Annotated in this window: 20 protein-coding genes and 3 pseudogenes; 10 read left to right on the forward strand and 13 right to left on the reverse strand. The window is 72.9% G+C overall.

Going from position 1 to position 22,402, the window contains the following annotated elements; genetic code table 11:
• The first annotated feature begins 135 nt into the window (after positions 1-135).
• The 4 genes from ACZ4V1_RS24065 to ACZ4V1_RS24080 all read left to right on the forward strand — a co-directional run bounded on the left by ACZ4V1_RS24065 (position 136) and on the right by ACZ4V1_RS24080 (position 4,792).
• Positions 136-888, forward strand: coding sequence for a sulfite exporter TauE/SafE family protein (locus ACZ4V1_RS24065; protein ID WP_468339672.1), 753 nt, complete (start codon positions 136-138; stop codon positions 886-888).
• Positions 889-1,198: 310 nt separating this feature from the next.
• On the forward strand, positions 1,199-2,569 hold the full coding sequence (locus tag ACZ4V1_RS24070; RefSeq protein ID WP_468339421.1) for a cytochrome P450: 1,371 nt from the start codon (positions 1,199-1,201) through the stop codon (positions 2,567-2,569).
• Positions 2,570-2,732: 163 nt separating this feature from the next.
• Positions 2,733-3,461 carry a S1 family peptidase gene (locus ACZ4V1_RS24075; protein WP_468339423.1) on the forward strand — a complete coding sequence of 243 codons (729 nt, stop codon included), beginning with the start codon at positions 2,733-2,735 and terminating at the stop codon, positions 3,459-3,461.
• A gap of 365 nt (positions 3,462-3,826) precedes the next feature.
• Positions 3,827-4,792 carry a YihY/virulence factor BrkB family protein gene (locus ACZ4V1_RS24080; protein ID WP_468339425.1) on the forward strand — a complete coding sequence of 322 codons (966 nt, stop codon included), beginning with the start codon at positions 3,827-3,829 and terminating at the stop codon, positions 4,790-4,792.
• Positions 4,793-4,838: 46 nt separating this feature from the next.
• On the opposite strand, the gene ACZ4V1_RS24085 is transcribed toward ACZ4V1_RS24080, so the two are convergent.
• A complete protein-coding gene (locus tag ACZ4V1_RS24085; protein ID WP_468339427.1) occupies positions 4,839-5,714 on the reverse strand; it encodes an oxygenase MpaB family protein in 876 nt (291 codons plus the stop codon).
• Positions 5,715-5,793: 79 nt separating this feature from the next.
• Entirely contained in the window at positions 5,794-6,126 is a 333-nt protein-coding gene (locus tag ACZ4V1_RS24090; RefSeq protein ID WP_468339429.1) for a transglycosylase family protein, read from the reverse strand.
• 420 nt (positions 6,127-6,546) lie between these two features.
• On the opposite strand from ACZ4V1_RS24090, the gene ACZ4V1_RS24095 reads away from it, so the two are divergent.
• Positions 6,547-7,035: a DUF5949 family protein gene (locus tag ACZ4V1_RS24095; protein WP_468339431.1), complete on the forward strand. Its 489-nt coding sequence runs from the start codon at positions 6,547-6,549 to the stop codon at positions 7,033-7,035.
• A gap of 132 nt (positions 7,036-7,167) precedes the next feature.
• Here ACZ4V1_RS24095 and ACZ4V1_RS24100 read toward each other — a convergent pair whose 3' ends face one another.
• Positions 7,168-7,704, reverse strand: coding sequence for a cysteine hydrolase family protein (locus ACZ4V1_RS24100; protein WP_468339433.1), 537 nt, complete (start codon positions 7,702-7,704; stop codon positions 7,168-7,170).
• 76 nt (positions 7,705-7,780) lie between these two features.
• Positions 7,781-8,581 carry a restriction endonuclease gene (locus ACZ4V1_RS24105; protein ID WP_468339435.1) on the reverse strand — a complete coding sequence of 267 codons (801 nt, stop codon included), beginning with the start codon at positions 8,579-8,581 and terminating at the stop codon, positions 7,781-7,783.
• A 143-nt stretch (positions 8,582-8,724) separates the two neighbouring features.
• Here ACZ4V1_RS24105 and ACZ4V1_RS24110 point away from each other — a divergent pair, with 143 nt between their 5' ends.
• Together ACZ4V1_RS24110 and ACZ4V1_RS24115 are read left to right on the forward strand one after the other, a co-directional pair.
• Positions 8,725-9,798: a right-handed parallel beta-helix repeat-containing protein gene (locus ACZ4V1_RS24110; protein ID WP_468339437.1), complete on the forward strand. Its 1,074-nt coding sequence runs from the start codon at positions 8,725-8,727 to the stop codon at positions 9,796-9,798.
• A 49-nt stretch (positions 9,799-9,847) separates the two neighbouring features.
• Positions 9,848-10,876: a methyltransferase gene (locus tag ACZ4V1_RS24115; protein WP_468339439.1), complete on the forward strand. Its 1,029-nt coding sequence runs from the start codon at positions 9,848-9,850 to the stop codon at positions 10,874-10,876.
• 83 nt (positions 10,877-10,959) lie between these two features.
• Here the strand turns inward: ACZ4V1_RS24115 and ACZ4V1_RS24120 are convergent, their stop codons facing one another.
• From ACZ4V1_RS24120 to ACZ4V1_RS24130, 3 genes are all read right to left on the reverse strand, one after another.
• Entirely contained in the window at positions 10,960-12,117 is a 1,158-nt protein-coding gene (locus tag ACZ4V1_RS24120; protein WP_468339441.1) for a SchA/CurD-like domain-containing protein, read from the reverse strand.
• Positions 12,118-12,266: 149 nt separating this feature from the next.
• Positions 12,267-12,929, reverse strand: a complete 663-nt coding sequence (locus ACZ4V1_RS24125) for a class F sortase (RefSeq protein ID WP_468339443.1) — start codon at positions 12,927-12,929, stop codon at positions 12,267-12,269.
• Between the two features lie 102 nt (positions 12,930-13,031).
• Complete coding sequence (locus ACZ4V1_RS24130) at positions 13,032-13,463, reverse strand: hypothetical protein (RefSeq protein WP_468339445.1); 432 nt, start codon at positions 13,461-13,463, stop codon at positions 13,032-13,034.
• 433 nt (positions 13,464-13,896) lie between these two features.
• Here ACZ4V1_RS24130 and ACZ4V1_RS24135 point away from each other — a divergent pair, with 433 nt between their 5' ends.
• Together ACZ4V1_RS24135 and ACZ4V1_RS24140 are read left to right on the forward strand one after the other, a co-directional pair.
• Positions 13,897-14,070 carry a hypothetical protein gene (locus tag ACZ4V1_RS24135; protein ID WP_468339447.1) on the forward strand — a complete coding sequence of 58 codons (174 nt, stop codon included), beginning with the start codon at positions 13,897-13,899 and terminating at the stop codon, positions 14,068-14,070.
• A gap of 155 nt (positions 14,071-14,225) precedes the next feature.
• Positions 14,226-14,279: pseudogene (locus ACZ4V1_RS24140) on the forward strand (hypothetical protein); the annotation flags it as partial.
• Between the two features lie 269 nt (positions 14,280-14,548).
• Here the strand turns inward: ACZ4V1_RS24140 and ACZ4V1_RS24145 are convergent.
• From ACZ4V1_RS24145 to ACZ4V1_RS24155, 3 genes and pseudogenes are all read right to left on the reverse strand, one after another.
• A pseudogene (locus tag ACZ4V1_RS24145) lies at positions 14,549-16,598 on the reverse strand (SpoIIE family protein phosphatase).
• 138 nt (positions 16,599-16,736) lie between these two features.
• Positions 16,737-17,177 (reverse strand): ATP-binding protein, encoded by a 441-nt coding sequence (locus ACZ4V1_RS24150; protein WP_468339449.1) that lies wholly within the window; start codon positions 17,175-17,177, stop codon positions 16,737-16,739.
• A gap of 67 nt (positions 17,178-17,244) precedes the next feature.
• A pseudogene (locus ACZ4V1_RS24155) lies at positions 17,245-17,817 on the reverse strand (SAM-dependent methyltransferase).
• Between the two features lie 191 nt (positions 17,818-18,008).
• Here ACZ4V1_RS24155 and ACZ4V1_RS24160 point away from each other — a divergent pair.
• Complete coding sequence (locus ACZ4V1_RS24160) at positions 18,009-18,977, forward strand: LysR family transcriptional regulator (protein WP_468339451.1); 969 nt, start codon at positions 18,009-18,011, stop codon at positions 18,975-18,977.
• 219 nt (positions 18,978-19,196) lie between these two features.
• On the opposite strand, the gene pgm is transcribed toward ACZ4V1_RS24160, so the two are convergent.
• The 3 genes from pgm to ACZ4V1_RS24175 all read right to left on the reverse strand — a co-directional run bounded on the left by pgm (position 19,197) and on the right by ACZ4V1_RS24175 (position 22,317).
• A complete protein-coding gene (gene pgm / locus ACZ4V1_RS24165) occupies positions 19,197-20,837 on the reverse strand; it encodes a phosphoglucomutase (alpha-D-glucose-1,6-bisphosphate-dependent) (RefSeq protein ID WP_468339453.1) in 1,641 nt (546 codons plus the stop codon).
• A 219-nt stretch (positions 20,838-21,056) separates the two neighbouring features.
• Complete coding sequence (locus tag ACZ4V1_RS24170; protein ID WP_468339455.1) at positions 21,057-21,485, reverse strand: hypothetical protein; 429 nt, start codon at positions 21,483-21,485, stop codon at positions 21,057-21,059.
• 91 nt (positions 21,486-21,576) lie between these two features.
• Positions 21,577-22,317 carry a Type 1 glutamine amidotransferase-like domain-containing protein gene (locus ACZ4V1_RS24175; RefSeq protein ID WP_468339457.1) on the reverse strand — a complete coding sequence of 247 codons (741 nt, stop codon included), beginning with the start codon at positions 22,315-22,317 and terminating at the stop codon, positions 21,577-21,579.
• Between the last annotated feature and the right edge of the window lie 85 nt (positions 22,318-22,402).

Consider the following 22,402-nt stretch of genomic DNA (forward strand, 5'->3'; position numbering starts at 1 on the left):
CAAGCGCGACCGGTTGGTACCGGCACATGCCGTGACTTCGGCGGTGGGTACAGTCGGCCCCGTGAAAGATGCACAAGACACCTTCCGGCCGGGTCCGGCGGCGGCGCGGGGCGGCCCCGCGTGACGCCCGAGGCCATGGCCGCGGTGTTCGCGGCGGGCGTCGGGGCCGGAACGATCAACAGCGTCGTCGGCTCCGGAACGCTGATCACCTTTCCCGTGCTGCTGGCCACGGGACTGTCCCCCGTCACCGCCACGGTCTCCAACGCCCTCGGCCTCATCCCCGGCTCCATCAGCGGGGCCATCGGCTACCGGAAGGAGCTGACCGGCCAGCGTCGGCGCATCCTGAAGCTGGGCGCCGGCGCGCTGATCGGCGGCCTCGCGGGCGCCACGCTGCTGCTGTCCCTGCCTGCCGACGCGTTCGAGACGATCGTGCCGGTCCTGGTGGGGCTGGCCCTGGTGCTGGTGGCCCTCCAGCCCCGGCTCGGCAGGCTGATGCAGCGCCGCCGCGCACGCACCGGCGCCTCCCCCCGCCGTGACGGCGGTCCACTGCTGTTCACCGGCCTGACGCTCGCCAGCGTCTACGGCGGCTACTTCGCGGCCGCGCAGGGGATCATCTACCTGTCCCTGATGGGCATGCTCCTCGACGAACCCCTGCAACGCCTCAACGCCGTCAAGAACGTCCTGGCCGCCGTCGTCAACACCGTCGCCGCGCTCTTCTTCCTCTTCGCCGCGGACTTCGACTGGACGGCCGTCGGGCTCATCGCGGTCGGCTCGGCCCTCGGCGGTTACCTCGGGGCCAAGGTCGGCCGCCGCTTCAGCCCGCTGGTTCTGCGGACCCTGGTCGTGACGGTCGGCACCGTCGCCCTCGTGCAGCTGCTGCTCCGCTGACCCGGCGGCCGGCCCGCGGCCTTCGTGCCGGCCGCGGGTCGAGGGCCCGCCATGGGTCGAGGGCCCGCCGCGGGTCGAGGGCCCGCCGCGGGTCGAGGGCCCGCCGCGGGTCGAGGGCCCGCCGCGGGTCGAGGGCCCGCCGCGGGTCGAGGGCCGGCCGAAAGCGGAATCTTCCCCACCGCCCGTCCTGCCACACCCGCCCGTGCCCGCGGGTCACGTGGCGAACACCACGCCCTCGCGCGGATTGCCCCGGGCAGTGATCAGGGCAGCCATGGAGGCGCCCAAGATCGACTCGAAGGGACGTACCCTCGTGACGCTCGTAGCGCCTCCCCCCATACCCAGGGCAGCGGGTTCGCTGCCGTTCCTGGGCCACGCGATACAGCTCCTGCGCGACAACCTCGGCTTCATCGCCGCACTGCGCGACACCTACGGACCGCTCGTCGAGATCACCCTCCAGCCCGGCACCCGCACCCTGGTCGTCCAGGATCCCGACCTCATCCGCACCATGCTGACCGACCTCGGACCGAGCCTCGACAAGGGCCGGTTCTTCGAGAAGATGGGCCAGTTGCTGGGCGACTCCGTCGTCACCGCGGCCGGCCAGGCCCACGTCCGCAAACGACGCCAGCTCCAACCCGCCTTCGCCCGCGACCGGATCGCCCGCTACGTCGACACCATGCGCGGCGAGACCGAGGCCGCCGTCGACGGCTGGGGCCCGGAGCGGAGACTCGACGTGCGCGAGGCCATGGTCGGGCTCAGTCTGAACATGCTCGCCAAGACCGTGTTCTCCGGCAGCCTGGACGAGGCCACCTTCCGCCGGCTGCGCGCGGACCTGTCGGTGGTGATGAACGGCGTGGGCGCCCGCGTCATGCTGCCCGACTGGGTCGAGCGGCTGCCGCTGCCCGCCAACCGCCGCTTCACCGCGGCCCGGGACGCCGTACGGGCCACCATCGACCGGTCCGTCACCGAGCTCCAGGCCTCCGGCCACGACACCGGCGACATGCTGTCGCTGCTTCTGCGCACCACCGACGAGGAGACCGGCCGGCCGCTGACCGGGCACCAGATCTCCTCCGAGATCCTCACCCTGGCCGTGGCCGGCACCGAGACCACCGCCTCGGTGCTGTCCTGGGTGCTGTACGAACTCGCCCGGAATCCCGGGATCGAGGCGCGGGTCCTGGAGGAACTGGACGACGTCCTCGGCGACCGCGCGGTCACCTTCGACGACCTGGGCAGCCTTCCGTACCTCGGGCGGGTCGTCGACGAGACGCTGCGGCTGCACCACACCGGGTGGCTCGTCACCCGCCGCACCGTCACCGAGACGCGGCTCGGCCCCTGGACCGTGCCCGCCGGAACCGAACTGGCCTACTGCCAGCACGCCCTGCACCGGGACCCGGAACTGTTCGCGGACCCCCTGCGCTTCGACCCCGACCGCTGGCTGGACAGCGACCAGCCGCGCCCCACGCACGCGTTCCTGCCGTTCGGCGCCGGCAAGCACAAGTGCGTCGGCGACCGGTTCGCCCTCACCGAACTCCTCACCGCCATCGCCACGATCACCCGGCGGGTGCGCCTGGAACTCGCCCCCGGCCAGACGGTGCGGCCCGTCGCCGCGGCCACCGTGCGGCCCCGCACCCTGCTGATGACCGTGCGCGAAAGAAGGGATCCCCCGGCCTCGTCCGCCGGCTGAACCGACGGGCCGGGCCGGGCCGGCCCACCGGCCGACCCGGCCCTTCCATAACGGCGCGTTATGAGAAGTCGGGATTGGTGGTCCCGGATCCGCGCCGGACATCCTGAGCGGCGCCCCACACACCAACACGCGCCCCCACGCGTGTCGTCGGAATCGAGGAGCCTTGCGCATACCCAGACTCGTCCCCACCTTGATGGCCGCCCTCATGGCAGCCCTGCTGTCCGCCCTCGTGTTCGCGCCGAGCGCGTCCGCGGCGGAGCCCCGGCCCGGTGACGGCGGCCCCCAGCCGATCATCGGCGGCGGCTACGCACAGAACGCCCCTTGGGCGGCCCGGCTGTTCTCCAACGGAACCCAGACCTGCTCCTCGACCATCATCTCCCCCACCTGGATCCTGACCGCCAAGCACTGTGTGAGCGGCGGGGGCCTCTCCTTCCGCATCGGCAGCCTCGACCAGAGCTCCGGCGGCACCGTGGCCAACGGCGTCCAGACCGTCACCCACGCCTCGTCGGACCTCGCGCTGGTCCGGCTCGACCGCTCGGTCTCCGCCTCCTACGCACGGCTCGGGCAGCCGGGCACGGTGCGGGTCGGCCAGAGCGTGCAGGTCTACGGCTGGGGCGCCACCTCCCGGTGCGGCTCGGAGATCAACTGCCAGTCCCGGTACCTGAAGGTCGCCAACCTGACCGTCACCCGCGGGTGCTACGACGCCTACTACGGTCAGGCGATCTGTGCCCGCCCCGGTGACGGCATCACCGCGGGCGGCGACTCCGGCGGCCCGATGATGGCCGGCGGAGTCCAGGTGGGCGTCGCCTCGACCAGCGACCGGCAGACCACCACGGCGTACACGAACGTGACCGCCTACCGCTCGTGGATCCAGTCGGTGGCGGGCGTCTGACCCCTCTCCCCGAGGACCGGTCCCTACTTCGTCCCGCCTCCGTCGCCACGGAGGCGGGACGCGGTACGCCGCCGCCGGCGGCCGGACAAGCGGTGCGAGGGCGGCCCCGGACGTATCGGCGTACGCAACGTCCGGGACCGCCTCTCTGCTCCCCCGCCGGGGGGCTGCCCACGCGGTGGCGCGGGGAAACGGGTCGCGAGGCGAGCGGGCCCGAGTGCACGCCCACGGGTTACCCCGGTCAACTCGGCGACACCGTCGGGGCGCGAGGCGGCCCCGTCCGCGCTGCCGGCTCGTTCACGGGGCATGCGCACGGGTGGGGACTCCACCTCGCCCGTCCCCGCCCCGAGCCGAGGAGCAGCCGCACCGTGGGAACCGCCGTCCACGTCCCGCAGACCCGGGACATGCTCGGAGACGAACTCTCCGGCGACGAAGCCCTGACCGCCCTGCGCCGGTACGGCGGCCTGCGGCTGCTGACCGACTCCTTCACCCGGTTCCGCTACGCGGACGGCTTCACCAACGCGCGGGCCCTCGCCTTCCAGGTGGTGCTGGGCCTGGTCCCGTTCACCATCGTGCTCGTCGGCCTCGCCACGTCGGTGCACACCGAAGCAGTGGGCCGGGTCGTCGAGTTCACCCTCGGCAGGATCGTGCCGGGAACCAGTGCCGACGTCGTGGAGGAGGCGCTCGAGGGCACCCGGCGCAGCGCCGGCAGTGACGCGTGGAGCACGCTCGCGCTGTGGCTGGGCCTGGCGTTCGCCGTACTGAACCTCGCCTCCGCCATGGGCCAGATCGAGCGCGGCGCCAACCGCATCTACGGCATCGAACGAGACCGCCCCCTCCCCCGCAAGTACGCGAGGGCACTGGTGCTCGCGCTCACCGCCGGCCTGCCCATGGTGCTGGGGTTCCTCGTACTCGTCGCGGGTGAGGCCGTCGGGGACGCCGTGGCCCGCTCCATGGGCGACCGGGACGGCGGCACCGGGTGGTGGGGCGTGCTGGAGGTACCGGCGGGACTGCTGCTGGCCTGGGTCGCCTCGGCGGTGATCCTGCGCTGGTCACCCCGCCGCGACCAGCCCGGCTACACGTGGCTCGCCTTCGGCTCGGCGGTCCACCTCGTGCTGTGGGTGTCGGCGACCTGGCTGCTCGCGCTGTACGTCGGGCACAGCGGCGCCTTCGGAGCCGTCTACGGTCCGCTCACCGCCTTCATCGCACTGCTGCTGTGGGCGAACCTCACCGCCGTGGCGCTCTTCCTCGGCATCGCGTTCGCCGCCCAGCTGGAAGCGGCCCGGGCCGGCATCCACACGGCGGCGCGGCCGGATCCCGGTCCGGGTGCCTGACGAGCCCGTCGGCGGCGACCGGGCACCCGCGAACGGCGGCCCGGGACTACGCCGCGTCGCGGGGCGGGGTCAGCGCCCAGCGGATCCCCGCGGTCACGGCCACGCCGAGCGGGCGTACACACACGCCCTCGGCCGGGGGGACGCGCGGCAGCCACAGGGCCCGCGAGGCCCAGCCCGGCAGGAGCGAGATGGCGTTGGCGGCGACGACCGCGTACGGGAGGCGTGCGAGCAGTGGTACCGGCGGGTTCAGCAGCAGGAACCGAGCGGTGCTCCGCGCCTCGCCGGTCGCGCGCAGTTCCCCGCGGTAGGCGGCCAGTCGCTCGGCGAGTCCGGTGCGGTCGACGGGCGGGTCCGGGACGCCGAGCGCGGTGGCTATGCGCGCCGTGTCGGCCACGTACGCGTCGCACTCCTCGTCGTCGAGGGGCCGGGCGCCGTAGCGCTGGTGGGCGCGCAGGAAGCTGTCGACCTCGGCGATGTGCACCCAGCAGAGCAGGTGCGGATCCGCGGCGGCGTACGGCTGCCCCTCGGCGGTGGTGCCGCGCACGCCGTCGTGGACGGCCCGTACCCGATCGCACGCCTGCTGTGCGCTGTCGGCGGGTCCGTAGGTGGTGACGGCCAGGAAGGTACTGGTCCGATGCAGCCGCCCCCAGGGATCGCCGCGGAATCCGGAGTGCGCGGCGACGGCGGCCATGGCCAGGGGATGGAGGGACTGGAGAAGCAGGGCGGACAGACCTCCGATGAACATCGAGGCATCCCCGTGCACCCGTCTGATCGGCCGTTCCGGTCCGAACCAGCGTGGGCCCGGTGCGTCGTGGATGCGGGCCCGGTTCGCCGGCCCGTCCGGCCCCGCCACCCTGGAGAAGATCATGTCGCCGAGCCGTGCGCGCGGGGCCGGACGGCTGTACCCCGGGAGAAGTGCCATGGCTGCCGGCCCTCCTTCACCCTGCTGCGGACGGGCGGCCCACATGACTACGTCTGCCCGCCGGCGCCGGGCGGGAACGTCAGGCGCAGCCCCAGGCCGACATTCCCTGCAGCCGCGCGAGGCGTTTGGCCACGGCGATCTGCTCCCCGCGGGTGGCGAGGTCGGCGCGCGGGGCGTACCGGAGACCGCCGGCCGCGATCCAGCTCGACCGTGCGAACTGCAGGCCGCCGTAGTAGCCGTTGCCGGTGTTCGCCTTCCAGTTGCCGCCCGATTCGCACGCGGCGATGGCGTCCCAGTCGGTACGCGAGGGGACCGACTGCGAGGCCGCGGCTTCGGTGGTCGCGCCCAGCGCGGTCGCCGCGAACAGGACCACCACGGCGGTCCGGATCCTGCGGCCCTGCGAACTGCGCACGTCGCCCCTATGAGCATTTCGTCTACAGATCATACAGAGACAGTTACACCACGTGACGGCGAGGCGCCGCGTCAGCCACCAGTCCCTTGGGCCGACCGGAGCACCCGGACCACCGTCGGCGGCCGGTACGCCGCCCGGCGGGAGACCGGAGACGGGGAATCCCGAGGCGCGGTCACGCAACCGGGCGGGCCGAATCTCCCGGACGTTCGCGGCGCCGGCGCCGTACTCTCCGGCTCCCGCCCGGTGCGCGCCCAGGGTCTCGGCACGGCCGCCGTCGGCGGGGAACCGGCCCGGACGCGCGCCAGGATCACCGACGCCGTCCGGGAACACACACCTCGTTCGTGTGAAGAAGCGCGAGGACGTCCGCCAGTCGGGTGAGAGGCGGGCGGGGGTGCCCCGGCGCGCCCTTACGGTTTCGCGGTGACCTCGATCTCAGCTGACACGCGTCCCCTGCGAACCGCCGACCTCGGCACACTCGTGATCATGTGCTGGAGCCGTGAGACCCCCGACGGTGACGTCCCCTTCCTCCTCGCCTGCTCCCTCGGCGACGGCGAGGGCGGCCCGGAGGCGTCCCCGGTCGCCGTCGAGCGGCTGCTGCGTCATTCCGGGCTCTCCGTGGGGGACGGCGTCCTCGACGCCGCGCGGCTGCCGAACCTGCCGGTCGGCCTGCTGGTGGTGCCCGGCGCGGCGGCCCTCACCATGCCGGGAGTCAACGCCCAGTTCGTTCCCACGGCGAAGTGGCGCACGGCGGTCGACAAGCGCGGGTACGCCTGCCTGATCTTCACCACCCGCCCCTGGTCCGGTGGGGAGCCCGGCGACGGCGACGCGGTCGCCGCGTTCGCGAACGACGAGGAGACCCTCGCGGCGGCGGCGCAGGTCATCCTGCCCGCGCGCACCCTGCGGAGCTGACCGGACGGGTACCGGTGCGCACCCGGTGGGCGGGGTGCACCGCCGGACCCGGCATCGCTCCCGCCGGGCACGCGGGCGTCCAGGTCCTCGACGAGGACTGTGCGCATCGCCTCCGTGTGGCGGGCGGCCGTCTCACGTCCACAACTCGCCGCTGTCGCACACCCGGGCCTCCATGTTCCGCTGCATCATGCGCAGCGCGGCGTCCGCGAGGTCGGCGTGGATGTGGGCCACCGCGTCACGCGGAACGATGACCTGCAAGTGGCGGATGTGGGCGTCGAGCGCGGAGTACAGCACACACTGTTCGGTCACCTGCCCGCACAGCACGAGCCGGTCGATCCCCTGCTCGTGGAGCAGATACGTCAACGGGGTCCCGAAGAAGATCGAGTGGCGCGCCTTGACCACGAAAAGGGACGCTTCGTCGGGTCGCAGCGGCTCGACGAGACGGGCGTGCGGTCCCGAGAGAGCCTTGTCGAGGATCTCTCCGTGGTGGGAACGCCACTCGCCGAAGTTGTCGTTGACGTAGATCACGGGGACGCCCTGCCGCCGTGCCCGCTCCAGGAGGCCGGTCTGCGCCGGCAGCACGGTTTCCACGGAGGGAATCAGCGAGTCGGCGTCCTCGTGATCGTAGGTGTTGATCATGTCGATGACGATCAGCGCAGTCTTGCCCATGCAACCCAGGTTGCCACTGGGCGGCGGAAGAACCGCCCTTCCCCCGCGGTCGGCGGGGCGAGGAGGCTCCGGGAGATCACCGGGCGGCCCGGTCCGAGGGCCGCGCCTCCTGCTCGGTGAGGGGACTCGGCACCCAGGGGGCCGGCCCCAGGCCCTCGCTCCAGTCGCGCAGTCGCTCCGCGTTCACGCAGACTATTCCGCACTGCTCGGCGTACTCGGCGGCCGGTGCGGTGAAGTCGCTGCTCGTGACGAGGACCGCGACGTCGGCCTCGTGGACGGTGAAGCAGGTGCCGCCGAAGCGCTGGAGTTCCTGGGAGCCGACCTTGTTGCCGTCGCCGTAACACTTGCACTGGATGACGACGCGGCTGCCGTCCGGCGCCACCGCCACCACGTCCGCGCCCAGGTCGCCCGCGCCGCCCACGACCTCCACCTCGGCACAGCCGTCCCGTACGCAGAGATCGGCTATCGCCTGCTCGAACTCGTCGGCGCCGAGCGCCCCGTGGCCGGCGGCGGCGGCCGTGGCGGGCTCGTCGAGGCCGCGAGCCTTCTCCGCCACCGGCGCGGCGCCCGGCTCCTCCTCCAGTGCGTCCAGGGCCGTCGCCGTGGCCTCGTCAAGGGCGCCCGTGGTGCGGCGCGCCAGCCTCGAGGGCGAGAAGCCGGCTCTCCCGCGCCGGCGGACCGCGGCTGCCGCCACTGCCCCGAGTACCAGGACGACGGCCCAGGCCGGACGCCGCTCCGCGACGTCGAACGCCATCCGTACGGCCCATCCCACGATGCACAGGCCGACGGCGGCGAATCCGAAGTACACGGCCGTGGCGCGGAGGTCGAAGCGGCGCCCGGAGCGTCCCGGGCGCGGGCGGCGTTCAGGCACGGTCACGACGGTCATTCCTCCCTGCGGCCGACATGAAGATCACTTACGCCCGTCTGCCCGAGAACCACCGGTTCACCGCCCGTTCATGACACGCCGTCGGATGGCTCATCCCCCTCGTGTGCGAATCTTTCGGGCATAACGTGCGGAGTATGAAGAAATGCCATGTCGTGTACCTGGTGTGCACCGCAGCGATGATCGGAACGGGGCTCGGTGCGGCTCCGGCGTCCGCCGGCCACATGACCCACGTGGTCCACCCCGGCCAATCGATCCAGAAGGCAGTGGACGCTGCCGACTCCGGCGACACCGTGCTCGTCGCCCCCGGCACCTACCGCGAAAGCGTCACGGTGAGCACACCCGGGCTCACCCTGCGCGGCATGGGCCGCGGTACGGTCATCATGCCGAGCACCGAGAAGGCCGCCGACGACGACACCTGCGCCGAGGGCGGCAACGGCATCTGCGTGCTCGGAACGAAGGACAAGAACGTCAAGGGCGTCACCGTCGCCGGCCTGACGGTGACCGGCTTCAAGCACACCGGCCTGTTCTCGATGGCCACCGACGGACTCACCGTGCGCAACGTGACGGCCGCGAAGAACGGCGTCTGGGGCATCGCCCAGGAGCAGTCGATCCACGGCACGTTCCGGGACAACACCGCCCGCGACAACGGCGACGCCGGCATCTTCCTCGCCAACACCGTCAAGGCCGAGCAAGGCGCGGTGGACACCCAGGGCACGGTCGTCGAACACAACCGGGTCGAGGGCAACCGGATCGGCGTCACCGTCCGCCGCCTGCGCAACCTCGCCGTGGCGGACAACTACATCGGCGGCAACTGCGCGGGCGTGTTCGTCGTCGGCGACGAGAACAAGCCCAAGGCCGGCGACCTGGTCGTGCGCGACAACCACGTCGTGCGCAACAACAAGTCCTGCCCGAAGACCGACCGGCTGGAGGCCCTCCAGGGTTCCGGCATCGTTCTGACCGGCGCCGAGAAGGTCCTGGTCGCCGACAACACGGTCGAGGGCAACTCCGGCAAGTCATCGATGTCGGGCGGAATCGTCCTGGCCGCGAGCGTGGTGGGCGCCCCCAACTCGCAGAACGAGATCAACGGCAACAGGCTGCGCGACAACTCCCCCGCCGACCTCGTCCACACCGGGACCGGCGACACGGCCAAGAGCAACACCTTCGAAGGCAACACCTGCGGCGCCTCCAAGCCCGCGGGACTGTGCTGACCGGCCGACCGCAGCCATCCGTGGACCGAAGCAGGAAGGAAAGCGGCACATGACGACCGCACAGACTGCCCCGCCACCGCCCATGCGGCTGAGGGAGCTCGTGTTCGGGGCGGCATGTGCCGCCGCCCTCCGCGCGGCAGCCCGGCTCGGCGTCGCCGACGCGCTCGGCGACACGCCCATGGCCGTGGAGGACCTCGCGGCCGCGGTGAAGACCGAGCCCAGGCCGCTGCGCCGACTGCTGCGTGCGCTGACCTGCTATGGCGTCTTCGCCGAGCGGAAGGACGGGACCTTCACGCACACCGACATGTCCCTGTTGCTGCGGGAGGACGACCCGCACAGCCTGCGCTACATCACCCTGTGGTGCACCGAGCCGTGGACCTGGGACGCCTGGCCCCGGCTCGACGAGGCGGTACGCACCGGCCACAACGTCGTCGAGGACCTGTACGGCAAGGAGTTCTTCACCTACCTCAACGAGGACGCTCCCGAGTCGGCCGCGATCTTCAACCGCGCCATGACCACCTCCAGCCGGCAGTCGGCCCAGGACGTCGCGGCGCTCCTCGACCTGTCGGGGAGCACGTCGGTGGCGGACATCGGCGGCGGCCAGGGGCACGTGGTGGCGAGCCTGCTGGAGAAGTACCCGTCGATGCGGGGCACCCTGCTCGACCTGCCACGGGTGGTGGAGAACGCCGACCCGCGGCTGCGCGAGGGCGGATCGCTCGCGGACCGGGTGCGGATCGTGCCGGGCGACTGCCGGGCGGCCGTCCCCGTCCAGGCCGATGTGTACATCATCAAGAACATCCTGGAGTGGGACGACGACAGCACCGCCCGAGCGCTGCGCAACGTCATGGCGGCGGGCGGGCCCGGGGCCCGGGTAGTGGTCATCGAGAACCTCGTCGACGACACGCCCTCGATGCGGTTCAGCACCGCCATGGACCTGCTGCTGCTCCTCAACGTCGGCGGCGCGAAGCACACCACCGACAGCATGGTCGGAAGGCTGACCGACGCGGGCCTCGCCATCGACGACATCCGTCCGGTCAACCCCTACCTGCACGCGTTCGACTGCACCGTCCCGGAGTGAGCCGACCGGGACACGCGGCACGTCGGCCGCCGGACCGCATCCGCAGCGGTCCGGCGGCCGACGTGCGCGCCGTGGCGATCGGGTCAGGCGTCGGGGGAACGGCGGTCGGTGACGAGCTTCATGCGGGCGCCCTCGAGCGCCCGGTCGAGGCCGCCGCCCGTCGGCGCGGGCCGGTCCGTACCGGCCGGGCCGTCCAGGAGTGTCGTCAGCTCGGCCACCTGTCCGGGATCCGTGAGGCCGAGGGACACCGACGGCTCACCGGCGTCGAGACCGCCTCGTACGTCGACCAGCCGCACCACGACGTCGTCGCGCTGGAAGATCGTGCTGCACAGGACCGGGCTGTCCGGGTCGTCCGCCGCGGCCTCGTCGCGGTCGGCGAGCAGCCGGGCCAGCCGCATGCCGCAGCCCGGCCGGGCCGGGTACGACAACGCGTGCCGCCGCGCCGCCGGGTCCTCCTCGCCCGCGGTCACGTGGTGGACGGCGGGCAGTGCCGCCCGCGTGTAGAACACCCGGGCGGACTCCGGGTCGCCGAGGTCCCGGTCCTGCTCCAGGTACGGGTTGATGGCCTCCTCGACGGCCCGCACCTCGGGCTGCTCCGCCACGTGCCGCAGGGCCGCGAGCAGGTCCCCGCGCACCTCGATGGCCCGCACCACCCGGTTGCCGTGCAGGAACAGGGAGGTGCGGCACAGCCGTGTGGTGTCGTCGACCCGCGGCTCGGGCGAGGCGTAGTCGGCGAGGATCTCGCCGACCGCGTCCTCGCTGCCCGGCTTCACCGTGAAGGTGAGCGCGTGCCGGATCACACCGTCACCGATCCGGGGCGACGTCTGGAGCCCGCTCCGGGCGGTCCCGGCACCCGCCGCCGGGTGGCCCGTCTCGCGGACGACGTGGAAGCGCAGCGACCTGGTGTCCCGGACGCAGCTGTGCAGCGGCTTCACCATCCGCACGTGCTCTTCGCTGCTCACCCAGTTCAGAAAGGGCGGGGCGCTCTCCCACTCGCTGGTGATGAGCCACTGGGAGGGGTTCTCGATGGACTGGCACAGCTGCTCGCCAAGGTGCCCGGGAACGGACTCCACGTGGCTGCGCAGCTGCTCGTAGGTCTCGAGGAACTGCTGCTGGGCTCCGTCGTAGACCTCCACCAGCAGAACGACGCGGAGCCTGGAGCCGTCGAACACGGACTGGGAGACATGGTGCGACGCCTGTCGCGTCAGCGGTTCGGAAGCAGGGGGGGACGTCATGGTCATCCTGCGCACATCTCCTTCGCGGGAGCGGAACTGAACGTCGGCCGCGGTGATGGGACGCCGGCGTCCCTCGATCCTGTGCCCGGCCCGGCCGGCGCGCGACTCGTATGCACTGCGTGGGTGACCGGGTGGTCCGGGACGGTGTACGCGACTCAGGTGAGGTGCCCGAAGACCACCAGGTTGTCCGTGTAGTCCTTGGCCTTCCGGTCGTAGTCGCCCGCGCAGGTGATGAGCCGTACCTCGGCCCGGTCCGCGTCGCCGTACACGCGCTTGCTGGGGAAGTCGTCCTTGTCGAAGGTCTCCAGGTCGTCGACCTCGAACGACGCCTTGCGTCCGTCGGCCCTCTCGACGTGGAAGACGTCACCCTTCTCCAGCTGGCCGAGGCGGGCGAAGACGGCCGCCGACGTCTTCGTGTCCACGTGCCCGGCGATGATCGAGGTGCCCTCCTCCCCGGGGGAGACGCCCTTGGCGTACCAGCCGACGAGGTTGGTGTCGTCGGGCGGCGGGGCCTGGAGCTGCCCGTTCGCACCGATGGCGAGGTCGGTGAAGGGGGCGTCGACGGAAATCTCCGGGATGAGCAGGCGCACCGGCTTCGACCGCGGCAGCCCCGTGCCGGGCCGGTCGGCGGCCGACGGGGCCGACGCTCCGGGCTGGGCGGCGAGCGGCGGGCGGGAGGAGTCGGCCGAGGTGTCGTTGCCGCCGATCAGGCTCACCGCGAGGACCAGGAGGGCCACGGCCAGCAGCACCGTCATGCCCGAGCGGGACCCGGTCGGCGCCGACTCGTCGTCGGCGAGGGAAGAAGGGGGAACTGCCATCGAGGACCACCTCACTGGGGCACCGGCGGACGGGGTGGGAGCGAGCCGGGCCGCCATGCGGTGCCTGGGTGGCGGCCCGACTGCTATCGCGCCCGGCATGGCTCACGCCACTCCGTGAGTCGACTTCCTGCGCCGGACGGCGTACAGACCGGTCGCGGCGACGGCCAGGACGGCCAGGCCGCCCGCGGTCGTGGCCGGCTCGTCCAGCCCGCCGCCTCCGGTGTGCATACCGCCGCGCGGCTTCTCGTGCTCGCCGCCGCCCCAGGACTTCTCACCCTCGTCCTGCTTCTGGGTCTCCGAACCCTGCTTGGAGCCGCCCTCCCAGTCACCCTCGCTCACCGCGGTCAGGGCGCCGCCACCCGTGTGCATCCCACCGCGCGGCTTCTCGTGCTTGCCTCCGTTGTCGTGCTCCTTGCTGTAGGAAGAGTCGTCGTGGTTCCAGTCGCCCCCGACCGCCGCGTAGGCGCCGGGAGCACCGAGGACGAGGACGGCCGAGGCCGCCGCTGTGGTCAGGAGCATGCGAGCAGAACGCATCTGAGGTTCCTTCCGTCACGGCCGGGCAGCTGGTGCTTCGTCAGCTGAGGTGACCCGGCCCCGACGTGAATTACCGTCAGCCAGCCCCGCGTCTCGCACCACTCAAGGCGCTCAGCCGGGTGAACGTCCGCCCGGTCGGGGGACCTGCGGACACGTGGGAGTACGGGGGTGTCCTCCCTGGGCCGAGGGGGTGTCTCCTCCCCGGGCACCGAGCAGTGGGCGGCAGGTTCGACCGGACATTCTGTCTGCCAACTGCTTTGCCTGTAGGGGGTTTTGGGGATGAGGTCAAGGACTGTGCGCATGGCACGCTGGAGCGGCCGGAGCGCAGATCCGCCGAGCAGGTCCTGATATCCGTCCGTTCGGGTGTCCCGGACGAGCGTGCCGTCGAGCGGCGGCACGCGATCTGACGGCCCGGACGGAAGGGCTGCCCGAGGTGGCGGCCGTGGCGGCCCCGCTGTGGTCGGGGGATCGCCGGTTCCTGATGGCCGAGGTCGCGCCGAAGGGTGCGGGACGGGCCGCCAAGGACAAGGTGGACGCGCCGCTCGCGCATACGGCGGTCGTCCAGAAGGCCCACCCCGGGCTACTGCTGCGCCGGCGTCCACCCTGATCGTCGTGGCCATGGGTGTCCTGACCGGTCCGTGGGCGCGTTCGGTGGTCGTGCGGAGCGCCGAACGGGCGGAGCCGATCGTGGAGTTGGAGCGGGCCCGGACGGCCCTGTCCGAGGCGCACCAGCGCCAGGGTGTCGCGGAGGAGCGGGAGCGGATGGCGCGGGACATCCACGACACCCTCGACCAGGGCTCCGCGTCGATCGTCGTCCCCGCGGAGACGGCCCGGGCGGGGCTCGGCCCCGATCCGGCGGGCAGTGCCCAGCAGACGCGCTCGACACCCGGCTCGCGTTGCCGCGCTGCACCCGGGGGTCCCTGGCCGACGTCCGCAATCGCGCGCGGGCTTCCCCGGTCGGGTGATCCCGGCCCGCCGTCCTCACGGCGCGGAGCCGGCTGTCGCCGACGACGGCGGCGGTTTCCGGACGGGTACGGGCGGAGCGGACGGAGCACGTGGACGGGGCCTTCGCCGCCGCCCTGCCGCTACTCCTCCGGAGCGACGTGTGTCGGGTCCTCCACCTCGGGCCGCTGGCGCAGTGAGCCCGGGGCGGCCCGGTCGGGCGCGGCCTCGCTGTGCGTGGACTGGGGCGGCGGGGGCGGCGCGGTGGTTCCGGGGGCACCGACGCCGGCGGCGGGCAGGCGCAGGGCGAGCAGGGCGACATCGTCGCCGCGCGGCGTGATGCGGTCGAGCAGTTCGTCGCAGTACTCGTCGATGGTCCACTCCTCCAGCCGGCGCGCCAGGACGCCGGCGTGGTGGCGGAGCTTGGCCATGCCGAGGTCGATCGGACGGTCGCGGCTCTCCACCAGACCGTCGGTGTAGAGCAGGAGGATGCTTTCCGGCGGAAGTTCCTCGCGTGCGTCGGGCCAGCTCAGACCGAGGCGCAGGGTGGCGCTCATGCCGATGAGCGGGCCGTGGCCGCCCTCCAGGAAACGCGTCTCCCCCTCCGGTGTGATCAGCAGCGGCGGCGGATGGCCGGCGTTCACCCAGTGGAACTGCCACGGGCCGCCTTCGGGGCCTTCGACGCGGGCGAAGACGAGTGTGGCCATGGGGGCGTCACTGGTGTTGGTCACGGCCTCGTCGAGCCGCCGCATGATCACACTGGGCGGCTCCTGATGGTCCCAGGCCAGGGCGCGCAGCATGTTGCGGACCTCGGCCATGTGGGCGGCGGCCTGGAGGTCGTGTCCGACCACGTCCCCGATGACCAGGGCCATGACACCGTCGGCGAGCAGAAAGGCGTCGTACCAGTCGCCGCCGACCTCCATGGCGCTCTCGGCGGGCCAGTACCGGGCGGCCATGCGGACGTGGTCGACCTGTGGGAGGGGGGTCAGCAGCTGGCGTTGCATGGTCTCCGCGACGTTCTGCTGCTCGTGGTAGAGCCGGGCGCTGTCCAGGACCAGCCCGACGCGGCGGCCGATGTCGGCCAGCAGGGCGACCTCGGCATCGGTGTGGGCGGGGTGGCCCTCCGCGCGTGCCACGGTCAGCGTCCCGTACGACCGTTGCCGGGTGCGGAGCGGGACGACGACGGCCGAGTGTCCGCGAGCCGTTCGAACAGCACCCGGTGGGTGGCGGCGAGGGGGTTGCGCGGGTCGTACAGCAGGTCCTCGGAGCTCAGCGAGGCGGGACGGTCACTGTTGATCAGCCTGGTCAGCGCGGCGCGGGCCGGGTCCGGCAGCGAGGTCATCGGCCCTCGCAGCCGTCCCGCGCGGTGCGGGTGTGCGCTGCTGCGCACGGCGACGCGCTCCAGGGCGTCCGACTGCCCCTGGTAGACGTCGACCGCGGCCCACTGGCCCAGGTCCGGCACGAGCAGCCGCAGGAGGCGTCGGAGCGTGGTGGACGTGCGCTCGCTGGGGATCAGCACGGTGGAGATCTCGGCCACCAGGTGCAACTGGGCGGTGAGTGCCTCCAAGGCGGTGGTACGCGCCTCGGTCTCCTCGGCGGCGCTGCGGTTCAGGCTGAAGTCGTGGAAGACCAGCGCGAGCCCTTCCTGGCCGCTGTCCCCGACCAGTGCGGTGGCGGCCCAGATGATCGGCACCGTGGTGCCGTCCGCCCGCTGGAAGTACTCCTCGCTGCCCTCCTCCGAGGACGCTCCGTACAGCGGGTTGCGCAGGGCGCACCGTTCGCGCGGCACGGGGCTGCCGTCGGCGTACCGGTGCAGGAGGTCGTGCGCGTCGTGGCCGACCATGTCCCGCGCCGGCCGGCCCAGCAGGTGCTCGGCCCAGGGATTCACGGAGGTGATGCGCGCGGACGGGTCGAGGGTGAGTACGCCGGCGCCGAGAGCGTGCAGGACGGTCCGGGCGAAGTCGGGTGCCGAGGGACCGTCCGGTCCTTCGGCACCCGGCTCGCCGCCCTCCCGGTGGCCCGCCCAGCGTGATGTCACGGCCCTCACAGCCTTCCGATGCCGTCCGTCCCGCGCCAGGTTCCCTCAGCGGGCGGGGATGAACCGCTTCGCGAGGGCCGAAGGAGGGAGGCCGGGCAGGCTCGCGGTGCTGATCTTGTACCAGGCCGGCCTCGAGCGGCGGAACCGGGGGCCAGCGCGCCGCAGCGTGGTCCACCGGATCCGGGCCGGGGGCCGGCGGCCCGCCGGACGTAAGAGTGGCGCGGGCGTGTGCCGTGCGGCGGTGCCGCCGTCGTCTCGTCGGGGCCGGCAGACACGTCCGGCTGCCGAGCCGTTCACGTGTCGGCGAGCCTCACCGCGGCCCTCGTGCGCTTGCCGACCGGCTCCCGGCGCACCTCGAAGCTCTGGCAGACGGCCATGACTATCTCCAGCCCGTGCCGGCCGATCCGGCCCGGGTCCGGCGTCTCGGCCACCGGCAGAGCCGGATCGCTGTCCCACACCGTGACCTCCACCCGGTCATCGGCCAGCTCGAGGTCGACCAACGAGGGGCCGGGCGCGTATTTGCAGGCGTTCGTCAGCAGCTCGCTGACCACCAACTGCACCAAGTCCGTCGCCCGGTCGGACACCGGGAGGCCCTGCGCCGCCCGCACCCGCGCCAGAAACCCGCGGGCCAGTTCACGTCCCCGGGCGATGTCGCCGGGCATGCCCTCGTACTCCGCCGAAACCCTGACCAGCTCACTTCTCAGCTGATCCCCATTGTGGGCAGCCCCGTCCATCCGATCCGCCCTCTTCCTGAGCCTTGACCGTTACGCCAGCCCGTCTACCCCCAAAATCCGGGAAACATCAGAGAACGCCCGTCCGATCACCGGAACTGTGTGGTCGTGCCACTCGGTCGCCCGTCGGGCGCAGGACGAGGCAGAGGAAACCCATGGCGTCGCGGCAGACCCGCAGCCATCCGTCGCGGTGGGTGGTGGCCGCCTCGAGCGCCCGGGCACTGTCCGGATCGGTGCGGTGGTCCAGGGCGCACGAGGCCGGCGGCCCGGTCCAGGCCCACTCGTAGTCGTCGCGGCGTACGTGGCGCCGACGCACAGGACGAGGTCGTACCGGTGCGGCGCGGCGAATCGTGCGGCGTCCTGCCGGTGGAGGACCAGGCGGTCCCGCGCGCCGAGCCGGTCCGCCGCGTCTCGCGCGTGTGCGGGCGAGGGCTCGGAGATGTCGACCCCCTCGGCCGTCAGCCCCGGATGTCCGGCGAGGGCGCGCAGAAGCCACTCTCCACCCCCGCAGCCCAGGTCGGGAACGCGCGCGCCGACGTGTGGGAGACCACGTGCCAGGAGTCGGTGTACCGAGTCGTCGTCGAGTGGCGCCCGCGATCGGGTGATCGGCATGGGCGAGTCTGGAGATCTTCTGTCGGTCCACCGGCGGAGCGTGACACGGACGCCCGGAGGGCGCACCTGGTTTCGGGGCGAGGTCGGCCTGCCCGGGGACCGGGCATCGCGCACTCCGTGTGGTTGTGCGGGTGAAGCCGCGCTCGGCCATTTACCACCCCTTCCGTCCATCCCTTCCGTCGAGTACTCACAACCAGGGGTTGTGCCCGTAGAGTGCGGGCCGTGGATCTCACCGCCGTACGCACCTTCGTCGCCGCCGCCGGGGCGGGGCAGTTCCAGGTCGCCGCCGCCGAGCTGGCGATCACCCAGCAGGCAGTCTCCAAGCGCATCGCCGCGCTGGAGAAGGACCTCGGTGCGCCGTTGTTCATCCGCACCGCGAGGGGGGCGCGGCTCACCGTCGACGGACAGGCCTTCCTGCCGCACGCCCGTGCCCTCCTCGACGCCGCGGAGCGGGCCGCCGCCTCGGTACGGCCCGGACGGCGCCCGCTGCGGGTCGACGTGATCGGCAGACGGTCCGCCATGGCCGGGGTGCTGCGCGACTTCCACCGCGCCCATCCCGAGGTCGAGCTCGATGTCGTCATCCTCTTCGAAGCGAACGCGGACGCGGCCGCGACCGCCATACGCTCCGGGGAGATCGACGCGTCCTTCCGCTGCGTCACCATGCCGGGAACCAACCTCCCCGACGGCGTCGAGGCCACGCCCGTCTTCGACGAGCCGCTCCAGCTCTTCACCGGGCCCGCCCACGAGTTCGCGAGGGCGCGGGCGGTGACCCCGGCCCAGGTCCGCGGTCATCGCGTCTGGATGCCCGGGAACGCACCCGGCACCGAGTGGTCGGCCTACTACGACGCGCTCGCCGGCGAGTTCGGGCTCACCATCGACGCGATCGGCCCCAACTTCGGTGTCGAGGGGCTCCTCGACACGATCGCCGAGTCCTCGACGGTCGCGACCTTCCTCAGCGAGCGGACCCCCCTGGTCTGGCCCGCCGTCCACGATCTGCGACGTGTCCCGCTGCGCGACCCGACGCCCGTCTACCCGCACTCCCTGCTCTGGCACGCCGGCAACCCGCACCCCGCGCTGGCCGTGCTGCGTGGCTACCTCGCCGCCCGGCCGTCCGGTCATCTCGACACGGAGGTCTGGACACCGGCGTGGGCACTGCGCTCCCACCCGCGGGGCGAGCGCGCCCGGTCCTGATCCCCGTCCGGGCCCGGCTCGGCGGTCTACGGGGGGGCGGGTAGCCGATCCTGCGGCACACGTCGTCGTGGCCGCACGGTCGGGTGCGGCGGGCCGACCGCGGCACTTCCCCCCGGCCGACCGCGGCACTTCCCCCGGGCCGGCCGCGGCACTTCCCCCGGGCCGGCCGTCGCCGACCGGCCCGGGCCCGTGCCGGGGTGCCGGGGTGCCGGTACGGCGTCAGCCGCCCAGCGCGCCCAGGACGACGAGCTTGGCCTCGTCCTGCACCTGCCGGAGGTGGTCCGGTCCGAGGAACGACTCCCCGTAGATCTTGTAGACGTCCTCGGTGCCGGAAGGGCGGGCCGCGAACCAGGCGTTCTCGGTGGTCACCTTGATGCCGCCGATGGGCGCGCCGTTGCCCGGTGCCTCGGTGAGCACGCCGGTGACCGGCTCCCCGGCAAGGCTGTCGGCGGTGACCTGGGCCGGGGACAGCCTGGCCAGGCGGGCCTTCTCCTCCCGGGTCGCGGGCGCGTCGATGCGGGCGTAGGCGGGTTCGCCGAAGCGGGCGGTCAGGGCGGCGTAGTGCTCGGAGGGCGTTTTGCCGGTGACGGCGGTGATCTCGGACGCGAGCAGCGCCAGGATGATGCCGTCCTTGTCCGTGGTCCACACCGAACCGTCCCGGCGCAGGAAGGAGGCGCCGGCGGACTCCTCGCCGCCGAAGCCGAGCGTGCCGCCGACCAGTCCGTCCACGAACCACTTGAATCCCACGGGTACTTCGACCAGCCGCCGGCCGAGATCGGCGGCGACCCGGTCGATCATCCCGGAGGACACCAGCGTCTTGCCGACACCCGCGTCGGCGGGCCAGTCGGTGCGGTGGGCGTAGAGGTAGGCGATCGCGGTGGCGAGGTAGTGGTTGGGGTTCATCAGCCCGGCGTCCGGGGTGACGATGCCGTGCCGGTCGGCGTCCGCGTCGTTGCCGGTGGCGATGGTGAAGCGGTCGCGCTGTTCGATGAGCGAGGCCATCGCGTGCGGCGACGAGCAGTCCATGCGGATCTTGCCGTCCCAGTCCAGCGTCATGAACCGCCAGGTGGGGTCGGTGAGCGGGTTGACGACGGTCAGGTCGAGGCGGTGCTGCTCGGCGATGCGGCCCCAGTACGCGACGGACGCGCCGCCCAGCGGGTCGGCACCGATCCGCACGCCCGCCGACCGGACCGCGTCCAGGTCCAGGACGCTCGGCAGGTCGGAGACGTACGCGTCGAGGAAGTCGTGGCGGCCGGTGCCGGGCGCGGCGAGCGCCCGGGCGTAGGGGACACGCCGTACGTCCTTCAGGCCGGCCGCGATGATCTCGTTGGCCCGGTCCTGGATCCAGGAGGTGGCGTCGGAGCCCGCGGGGCCGCCGTTCGGCGGGTTGTACTTGAAGCCGCCGTCGGCGGGCGGGTTGTGCGACGGGGTGACGACCACTCCGTCGGCGAGGCCCGAGGCGCGGCCGCGGTTGTGGGTGAGGATGGCGTGCGAGACCGCCGGGGTGGGGGTGTAGCCGTCCGCCGTGTCGACGAGGACGGTCACGTCGTTGGCCGCGAACACCTCCAGTGCGGTGATTCTCGCCGGCTCGGACAGGGCGTGCGTGTCGGCGCCCAGGAAGAGCGGGCCGTCGGTGCCCTGTGCGGAGCGGTACTCGCAGATGGCCTGGCTGGTGGCGGCGATGTGGTCGTCGTTGAACGCCGCCGCCAGGGATGATCCGCGGTGCCCGGACGTGCCGAAGGCCACGCGCTGCCCCGGCTCGGCCGGGTCCGGGCGCAGGGCGTAGTACGCCGTCACCAGCCGGGCGACGTCGATCAAGTCCTCGGGGCCGGCCGGCTTTCCGGCTCGGTCATGCTGCATACGCCCACTCCTCCGCATCGGTCGGGACTTCGCTCGCGGTCCCATCTTCCCCTGCCCGGGGAGCGGTACGGCGGTGCCGGGCCTTGCGGCCGGCACCGGGCGAACGCCATGACCGGTACGGGGGCGCCGAGGCTGCCGGCCCGCCCGCACACCCGGCCGGCCGGGCGCCGTGGCGTCGGCGTCGGCATCGGCGTCCGGGTCTGAGCCGGCCGCGAAGCGTCAGATCCGGCCGCCGGTGAGCCGGGTGAGGGGCCCGTGCGTGTGGCGTCCCGCACGGCGTCCCACCGCGTACGACGCCGCGCTCAGCGCGGTGATGCCGGCTCCCACGCCCGCGGCGACCAGCTTGCGCTGGGCGATGACCGTCCACGCCGTCTTGGCCGTGGCCGCGACCTGTCCCGAGGTCTCGACGACCACCTGACGGCCGGCCGCCACGCCCTTGGCCGCCGACTGCACGGCGCCGTTCGCGGCCTGCGCCGAACGCTGGGCGCCGGCCTTGGCCGCTGACGCCGCGTCACCGGCCTTGCTCTCGGCGGTCTGTCCGGCCCGCGAGGCGGGGGCGGTCGCCTTGTCCGCGGCGTCGCGGGCCTTGGACGCGGCGGTCCGTGTGGTGTTGGGCTTCTGGTTCGTGTCCTTGTTCGGATCGCTCATGGACACCGCCTTGCCCCGGACCGCGTCGGCAAACACGTACGGCCACCGCGGCCCGCCGAGGCGCCGGGGCCGCCCGCCCCCGCCGTAGGGACTACGGCGCCACGCCGGGCAACTCCCGCGGCTCGATGCGCTCCTCCACCGCCGTGTCGCCCTCGCGTACGACGACGTAGGCGCCCTTGCCCGGAATCTCCGTCACCGCCTCGACCAGCTCGGTGCCGCGGTAGACGAGGCCGACGCCGTCGTCCGTGCAGTGGGCGGCGGGCAGCGTGCCGTCGGCGACGAGCCGGTGGGTCAGCGGGCGGCGGCCCTCGTCCACGTCGTAGTGCACGCCGTTGCCGTAGGGCAGGAAGCCCAGGGCGTCGGTGACCGGGCGCAGCTGGGGGCCGAAGGAGTCGGTCGCACCGCCGCGGAACCAGCAGAGGGATCCCGCGCTCACCCCGCTGAGCACGACTCCCGCCTCCCAGGCCCGGCGCATGACGCGGTCCAGGCCGTGCACGCGCCAGACGGCCAGCAGGTTGGCCACCGAGCCGCCCATCACCCAGACGACGTCCTGAGCGAGCACGGTCTCCTCGACGTCCTCGACGTTGGGCATGGGGAACAGGTGCAGCGGCGTCAGGTCGAAGCCGGCGACACGGGCGGCCTCGGTCATCCGGGCGGTGAAGTGCTCGGCGTCCCCGATCGCCGTGCCGACGTACAGCACCCGGGGACGCCGGCCGTGCGCGCCGGAGAGCTCCACCGCGTGGTGCACCAGGGCGTCGAACGCCACCATGGTCCGGCCACCCGTGCGGTGCCCTCCGGAGGTAGCGAGGATGGTGGGTTCGGGTGCCGTCATGAGGGATGATCCTAACGACCCGGCACTCGCCCGCGGCCGCCGGTGCCGACGCCCCGCTCCGGAGCCTTCGCTTCCGTCAACTCCG

Source organism: Streptomyces sp. NPDC028991 (assembly GCF_055564775.1).